A 7,538-nucleotide genomic window follows, 5' to 3' on the forward strand; every position below is an offset into this window, starting at 1 on the left:
GGCTGCTGTCTTCCTGGTGTTTTACGTTTTCTATTTTCTTTGTCATGCGAAATACTACATCAATTAAATTAAATATGCAATTAAATTTTAATATTATTTTAAATTTATTTTGTCATACCATCTGTATTATTTGTTCCGGAATACCTTTTCTCAGGGAACCATATTTAAAACAAAACGCTTATTATTATAGTGTAGTTTCAATCAACGGATTCCTCGAAGCTCTGCTTCGGGGCAACCACATTCCCTCGCCCCTTGCGGGAGAGGGCAGGGTGAGGGGAAACCTCGCAGCTCAGTCGCTGGGAGGTTCATTTAGTAATATTGCCTGATTCAAAATATAATTAAATATACAATTATTTTCATTGACATCATGCGATGGCAATTTTATACTTGCATGTTGCATAGATATCAATATATGTATAGGCATTAAAAACTAATTAAAGGAATATGGATAACTATGAGACTTCATGAATATGAGGCATTAGACATTTTTGAACAGAATGGTATCCCGGTACCGCGCCGTGGTGTTGCAGGAAGTATGCATGAAGCACTCCATGTGGCCGGAGAAATTGGTTATCCTGTTATGTTGAAAGCACAGGTACTGGTTGGTGGCCGTGGACTTGCCGGTGGCATCAAGACTGCATCAACGCCGGATGAGTTGAAAGAAATGGCCGAAGCGCTGCTTAACTCAGATATCAAGGGGTTGCCTGTACACAAGATACTTGTCTGCGAGAAAGTTGAGGTTGCAAAAGAATTGTATCTGGGTATAACCGTTGATGGTTATTCCGGTAAACCGGTTATTGTGGCCAGCACCGAAGGCGGCATGCTTATCGAGGAAACGGCAAGGACATCGCCGGAAAAAATTGCAGCAATCCATATTGACCCCTCTTTCGGGTACTATCCTTATCTGTCGCGCAGCCTTTTGAAAATGCTCGGACTCAAGCAACAGCTTATTACTGCATGGACAGATGTAATCAGCCAGTTATATGCTGTGGCGTTGCGTTACGAATCGCTTATTACCGAGATAAATCCTCTTGTTGTCCTTCCAAACGGTGGATTGATTGCCGTTGATGCAGTGCTGGAGGTTGACGACTCTGCCCTGTCAAGGATTCGTTTCCCTCTCCCTGATCGTGTTGATCGGATTGAGAACCCCCTTGAGCGCAGAGGCAGGGAGATCGGTGTTACCTATGTGGATCTCGACGGGGATATCGGGCTAATTTCTTCAGGGGCAGGTCTTGGCATGGCCTCTATGGATATTATCGGTGAGAAAATGAAACCATCCAATTTTCTTGAAACCGGAGGAGGCATTACGGCTGATCTGCTATACCGGTGCATGGAACTTCTCATGATGAAGCCCGGACTCAGAGCGATATTCATCAATGTCTACGGTGGTATAAACCCTATTCATGAAGGCGCCAAAGGTGTAGTCCGTTATATACAGGAACATAATGTTAAAATTCCAATTGTTGCCAAAGCCCTCGGAAACCGCCAGGAAGAGACATGGGAAATATTTCGTTCAGGAGGCGTACATGTAGTCACCGAGGTGGCAACTGAAAGGGCTATCGATAAGCTCTACGAACTGGTTGGAGGAAACTGATGAGATTTTATCTTTCCTTGACAAGTTCAAGTACATTTTTTCAAATATCAAAAGATAAAAGTTATATCGAGGTCTGCCCATGAGCATATTAATGAATGATTCTACCCGTGTTATCGTACAGGGTATTACCGGTCGCATCGGAAGCGCCCAGACACACTGGATGCTCGAATATGGAACAAAGGTCGTCGGCGGAGTTACCCCGGGCAAAGGGGGATCTGCCGTTGAAGGCCTGCCGGTTTTTGACAGTGTTGAAGAGGCTGTGAGAGAGACAGGGGCAAACGCATCGGTTTTTTTTGTCCCGGCAGCTTTTGTCCTCGATGCTTTTTTGGAAACCATCGACGCAGGGATCAAGCTTATTGTCATTGTTCCTGAATATATCCCTGTAAAGGATGTTATAAGAATGCGGGATTATGCCATCGAAAAGGGTGTTTTTGCCCTCGGACCAACAACTCCCGGTATTCTTGTCCCCGGAAAGGGGAAAATGGGTATTATGCCCGCTTCATTGTTTGCGCCTGGTCGCGTAGGGATTATTTCCCGCAGCGGTACACTTTCTTATGAATTTGCGGGCATTCTCTCAGAAGGCCATGTCGGGCAAAGCACTGTTGTAGGCATGGGCGCCGATCCGGTTGTCCTGAGGAACCTTGCCGATATTCTTGAACTCTTCCAGGAAGATGAAGGTACTGACGGAGTTATTGTTGTCGGTGAAGTGGGTGGAGAACAGGAAGAAAAGGCCGCCGGGTTTATTTCCAGAAGAATGACAAAGCCTGTTGCTGCATATATTGCGGGCCGTCACTCTCCGCAAGGCAAACGCATGGGTCATGCAGGCGCTATTGTGCGTGGATCATCAGGAACGGTAGACGGCAAACACGAGGCATTGCGTGCAGCAGGAGCCGAAGTCCTTGAAAGTCCCATACATGTTGCACAGTGGGCTAAGAAACACGATCTAAAATAAAACTTCAGAATTTTCTTTTTATTTATTTGAATTGGTAATTATGATAAGCACTTATTGCCACGCCCGCAAGGCGGGCCTTTACGCGGCACACTTTGGTCAAGAAAAAGTTACATTTCCTTAATATCCTACCTGAAAACTTTTATATAAAACATAAAAAAGCCTTATATACCCATATTGGCCAGTATCTGGGAGATTTTGTTTACAGTTTCTACGAGCTTCGGATGGGTATTTTCAAGTTCGTCAATTGATGAGGTCAATCCTGATAGTGACAGTTTTATGAGGTTTTGATTCTTCTTTACCCGTGTTGCTTCATGGGTAGAAACCTTGGCAAAGCCCGTGATACTTTCAGCATATTCGGCATGGGTTTTTGAAAGTTCCAGGACCTCGGATTTCAGGGTTGATAACAATTTCAATAAATCATCCCTGTCCTTTTCTCCTATTGATCCGGCATTTTTAATGTTTGTTTCGATATTGGTAATAGTTTTTTCCAACATGTCTTTATTCCTTCCTTTAGAAGTTACTTACCGTGATTATTCTAACATTAGTTGCTCAACCGTTCAAGACACCTTTTAAAAAACCTTGAGCTGTGAACAAAATATGGTATGTTATTCACATCATATACATGGAGGTCTGAATAAATATGGAATTAATAGAGGCCATTAAGGGAAGAAAGAGTATACGGGCTTTTAATCCGGATATAGTTCCGAGAGAAAAGATAGAAGAGATATTAAACATTGTAATAAATGCACCATCTGCAATCAATCTCCAACCCTGGGAGTTTATTGTTGTCATGGGTGAAGAAAAGGCAAGGCTAAGCAGAAAGCTTATTAAGGCTTACAGGGAAAAGCAGATATCCTGTAGCCCCGGAAATGTAAAGCCCCTGGCCAATACGTTCAGTAGGAGAGGAACTGAATCTTTTGAACTGATGAACCCCTATCTTGAGCAGATGGGTCAGGATTTCAATCGTTTTGTCAACGAGGGGAGCTGCAATTTTTATGGCGCTCCTGTTGCTGTCATACTCTGTCTCGATAATGCCTTCTCCAAGGCACGCCTTGTAGATATCGGCATTGCTCTGGGATATTTTACGCTTGTTGCGTATGATCTCGGTTTTAACACCTGTCCTATAGGCCTCATTAATGCTTATGAAGATGAAATAAAAGAGGTACTGGATATACCGGAAAACAAGGATGTAGTTATAGGCGTCGCCCTTGGTTATCCTGACCAAAACAGCCCTATAAATAATTTCAAATCGCCCAGAGAGGGTCTTGAAAACTTTGTCAGGTGGATTGAATAGATTCACAACCATTCCACCACGACCTTGTATGATGTAGAAAAGATATCTGTACTGAAATTATTATTAAAAAAAGATTATTTTCTTAACAATATTTAAACTTAGATAAAAGTTAAAAGCGAACTCCTTTCAAGTCAGATTCTTTATAATCTTAAATGATGAGCCAAAATAACAACCCGATAACAAAAACAAACTTCCGCAGATAATCACTCTGCCTGCAGTTTTGTCCCGAGGAATCTATTTTTTGTCGGCAATCTTCTGTTCAAATTTTTCCCAAAATGCCGAATCAGAAGTCCGCCAGTATGCTCCCCATTGTTTCACGAAAACGCCCTCAACAAGCTTTAGAATTCGTCTCCAGGCATGGCCATATTCGTACGTCAGGACATCTTCAAGAAAAGGAACTACTGATCCAAGCCTTTCTTTTGGCAAATATGCACGAGCTCCCAGCTCAATCGATTGTTTGAATGATTCAGGCGATAAGGCATGAGCAGTGAGCATTACTGTGGGGATCGGATATGGGCCCGAGGATGCTGTGCGCAAAAGATCAAAACCGCGAACGCCCATGATGTCGAGAATGACCACATCGTACGTCCAGGATGTTAGAAGTTCGGAAGCCTTTTCGTAAGACGTGGCTGTATCTATCTGACATTTAGGGGCATATGATCGGATTTCCTCCTTTAGTACTTCAAGGATATCCGGTTCATCATCTACTGCAAGAATTCTTTTATTGTTTAAAATTGACTCTTTCACAATATCCCTCCTTTATTTTGAAAGAGGCCAAGCCTCCATTAAGTATTTCCATGTCAACAAGGCCTCTTTCAGGGGGTCAGATATAAGCCTAAAAAACATACGTCAGTCGATATTTCTCTACCTTACCGTTTGTCCCACGGAAGAGCCACCTTGACTTTATATCCTTTACTCATGTTAAAAGGATAGACTGTCTTGAGCTGCCCATCCGACCACTGAAACGCACCAAGATCAAAAATTGCCGTTCCGTCCGGGTTGTATTTTATATCGCCCATTGTTGTCCCCTTGAACTGGGTTGTCAGGACCTGGCGTATCTTGGCCCCATCAAGGGTGCCGGCATTTTCTATTGAAGTCCAGAGAGTCTGGCATATCGCATAGTAGAGTCCTATGCTGACCGACCGTTTTTTGAACTGCTTAAAGTACCTTTCTCCGAGCTCTTTCGCACCGGGGTAAGGGAAGTCTTCGGACCAGAAACCGTCAGCGAGGACATACTGGGCGTCCTTGCCCAGGGCATTCGCGAAGTCCGAGGTCCACGTTCCTTTGTATCCGTGGAAGTACTTCAGATTCAGTCCAGCCTCTTTCATCTGACGTACGAATGTGATGGCGTCCTGGCTGGCAGAAAACATGATAACTGCGTCAATGCCCTTGGATTTCAGCTTCAGAATCTGGGAGGAGTAGTCTTTTGCTCCGACTGCCATGTTCTCGGCCAGCGCAATCTCATATTTGTACTTCTTGGCGCCTTCCTGGAGGGCTCCGCCCAAGCCCCTCCCGTCTGTGGTGTCTTCCATCAGGAGAGCTATGTTCTTTGGTTTATCGGCAGTGGGGATTGTATCGAGTACCTTAAAAGGCACTTCAGCGCCTTCAACCACTGAAAAGAAATACAGGGTAGACCATTTGAACTTCTGTGGTCGCCATAGTTCGGGAAAGAGAGTCGTCACGTGGTAGTATTTTTTTAGTTTATCAGCGGCAACACAGGTGGGCAAAGACAAATTTGTTGTAAACGTTGAAAGCAGTAAATCAACTTTGTCAACCTTAACCAGCCTTTCCAGGGCTGCTGCTGCTTTGCCAGGATCGCTTTCAGCATCGGCAACAACGAGTCTTACGGGAAGTTTCTTTTTGAACTGCTTGACAAAGACTCCCCCCTTGGCGTTGATATCCTTTATTGCCTGCTCATAAGCCCATTTCTGCTCGCTCGCCTCCATTGACAAAATACCGGTCATGGGCAGTGGCGTGCCTACGACGATTTCCTTCTTGTCCGCTGCCTGAACGACGGTAGACAAAAATAAGAAGGCTGTCGCCAGTAGTAAAAAAAGTCCGATATACCATGTACTCCTTAACTTCACCATGTTCAAATCCTCCTTTTTTATTTTGTTGTACTGAATGAGTCTTAATCACCCTCCTTTTTATTTAGTTTCCGTTCACTAAAACACTGCACGTTATGAAGCCTTTTTTATCCTTTGGAACATCCTGCCCGGCTTGAGGCCAATCAATCCTTTAGGCAGGAACATAATCGAAAAAATGATAAGCAGTCCTGAGAATATGGGGTGAATTTCGGGCAAAGCATACTTGGCGATTTCGAAGACAACAGTGAGAAAAAGTGCCCCTATGACAGGGCCGGATAGGGTGCCGGCGCCGCCGAGAACGCACATGAGAACAGGATAGAGAGTCCAGTTTAGGCTGTAGAACCCTTGTGGCTCCACATGGAAAATATAGTAGGCCTGGAGCGCTCCGCATAGTCCAGCGAGAAAAGCCGCTATTGCGAAGGCTAAGACCTTAAACTTCAGTATGTTGATACCACTCGCAGCGGCAGCAGTCTCATCATCCCTCACAGCCACAAGTGCCAGTCCTATATTGGATTTGGTCATATAGTAAGTGATGCCGAGGGCAAGTAGTGCGAGAAAGAGGGCAATGAAATAGTGGGGCGTGAGGGTGTTGAAGGAAGAAGAGGGAAGCAGGATACCTGTTGGACCCGCAGTAAAAGCTCCTCCCTGGATCGTAACAAGCCTTAATATTTCTCCAAGCCCCAGGGTTCCCAGGGCAAAGTAGTCTCCTTTCAGCTTTGAGAGAAGCGGAATACCTACAAGGATGGCCAGAATTGCAGCGGCACACCCGGCGGCAAACATACCCAGGGGATCAAGATAGCCGATCAACTCCCGGGACCACCCGATGGCAATAACATATGCGCCCAGACCGAAGAATGCGTGGAGACCGAGGGTTACCTGTCCTGTATAGCCTGCTACGATATTCCATGCCTGGGAGAGAGTGACGTAAATAAAAGCCATGAACAGAAAGTAGACAACATAGGAAGTCTCAGGATCAAAAATAAGGGGAACAGCAACGCATGCTGCCAGGATTATAATAGACAATATAAGTTGTTTTTTACTCATCGTTTTTTTCATAGTTTAGCGCTCGTGTCCCTTGAAAAGATGCCTTCCGGTTTGAACATCAGCACGAGGAGAAAGACCGCATAGGAAATTACATCAGCCCATCCTCCTGAGAGAAAAAAGGCGCTGTAGCTTTCAACTACGCCTAACAGTATTCCCCCGAGAAGGGCTCCTGCCACATTGCCCATACCGCCCAAGGCAAGGGCGATCATTGCTTTGAGGCCAAAGACAAACCCGGAGAAAGGATCGAATGCATAGGTTGTTGCCGTAGCAACGCCGGCGAGCCCTGCGAGCCCCATGCCTAAGGCAAATGTTACAGTATTAACCTGATGCGGGGTAATGCCGACCAGCATTGCATATTCCAGGTTCTCAGAGGCCGCACGTACTGCTTTCCCCAACAGGGTCTTTTTGAGAAACAAAGTTACCCCCGTGGCGCCCAGGATGGCCATCACAAATACCATGAGGCGGACAAAAGAGATCTTCATGCCCATCAGGGTTAATGCGTAAGTCGAGTAACTTGTCTGAAGCGCCCTCGAGTTGCCGGTGAATACCACAAACATGAGATTTTCC

8 protein-coding genes are annotated in these 7,538 nt (G+C 45.2%); 3 read left to right on the forward strand and 5 right to left on the reverse strand.

Features of this window, described 5'->3' with window-relative positions; all coding sequences use genetic code 11:
* The first annotated feature begins 454 nt into the window (after positions 1-454).
* Together NT178_01820 and sucD are read left to right on the forward strand one after the other, a co-directional pair.
* Positions 455-1,594 carry a succinate--CoA ligase subunit beta gene (locus NT178_01820; protein MCX5811271.1) on the forward strand — a complete coding sequence of 380 codons (1,140 nt, stop codon included), beginning with the start codon at positions 455-457 and terminating at the stop codon, positions 1,592-1,594.
* Between the two features lie 79 nt (positions 1,595-1,673).
* Positions 1,674-2,546, forward strand: coding sequence for a succinate--CoA ligase subunit alpha (gene sucD / locus NT178_01825; GenBank protein MCX5811272.1), 873 nt, complete (start codon positions 1,674-1,676; stop codon positions 2,544-2,546).
* Between the two features lie 161 nt (positions 2,547-2,707).
* On the opposite strand, the gene NT178_01830 is transcribed toward sucD, so the two are convergent.
* A complete protein-coding gene (locus NT178_01830; protein ID MCX5811273.1) occupies positions 2,708-3,040 on the reverse strand; it encodes a DUF4404 family protein in 333 nt (110 codons plus the stop codon).
* Between the two features lie 146 nt (positions 3,041-3,186).
* On the opposite strand from NT178_01830, the gene NT178_01835 reads away from it, so the two are divergent.
* Positions 3,187-3,840: a nitroreductase gene (locus NT178_01835; protein ID MCX5811274.1), complete on the forward strand. Its 654-nt coding sequence runs from the start codon at positions 3,187-3,189 to the stop codon at positions 3,838-3,840.
* Positions 3,841-4,074: 234 nt separating this feature from the next.
* On the opposite strand, the gene NT178_01840 is transcribed toward NT178_01835, so the two are convergent.
* The 4 genes from NT178_01840 to NT178_01855 form a co-directional block, all read right to left on the reverse strand.
* Positions 4,075-4,587, reverse strand: a complete 513-nt coding sequence (locus tag NT178_01840; protein MCX5811275.1) for a response regulator — start codon at positions 4,585-4,587, stop codon at positions 4,075-4,077.
* Between the two features lie 122 nt (positions 4,588-4,709).
* Positions 4,710-5,930, reverse strand: coding sequence for an amino acid ABC transporter substrate-binding protein (locus NT178_01845; GenBank protein MCX5811276.1), 1,221 nt, complete (start codon positions 5,928-5,930; stop codon positions 4,710-4,712).
* A gap of 90 nt (positions 5,931-6,020) precedes the next feature.
* Positions 6,021-6,971 carry a branched-chain amino acid ABC transporter permease gene (locus NT178_01850; GenBank protein ID MCX5811277.1) on the reverse strand — a complete coding sequence of 317 codons (951 nt, stop codon included), beginning with the start codon at positions 6,969-6,971 and terminating at the stop codon, positions 6,021-6,023.
* An 8-nt stretch (positions 6,972-6,979) separates the two neighbouring features.
* Positions 6,980-7,538 (reverse strand): branched-chain amino acid ABC transporter permease (locus NT178_01855; GenBank protein MCX5811278.1); only part of this gene is annotated, 559 nt, incomplete at its 5' end.

The organism is Pseudomonadota bacterium (assembly GCA_026388255.1).
Lineage (GTDB): Bacteria > Desulfobacterota > Syntrophorhabdia > Syntrophorhabdales > Syntrophorhabdaceae > JAPLKB01.

Coding starts and splice junctions, on each gene's coding strand:
- NT178_01845 (MCX5811276.1), bottom strand. CDS start 5,930: ATGGTGAAGTTAAGGAGTACATGGTATATCGGACTTTTTTTACTACTG.
- NT178_01835 (MCX5811274.1), top strand. CDS start 3,187: ATGGAATTAATAGAGGCCATTAAGGGAAGAAAGAGTATACGGGCTTTT.
- NT178_01850 (MCX5811277.1), bottom strand. CDS start 6,971: ATGAGTAAAAAACAACTTATATTGTCTATTATAATCCTGGCAGCATGC.
- sucD (MCX5811272.1), top strand. CDS start 1,674: ATGAGCATATTAATGAATGATTCTACCCGTGTTATCGTACAGGGTATT.
- NT178_01830 (MCX5811273.1), bottom strand. CDS start 3,040: ATGTTGGAAAAAACTATTACCAATATCGAAACAAACATTAAAAATGCC.
- NT178_01820 (MCX5811271.1), top strand. CDS start 455: ATGAGACTTCATGAATATGAGGCATTAGACATTTTTGAACAGAATGGT.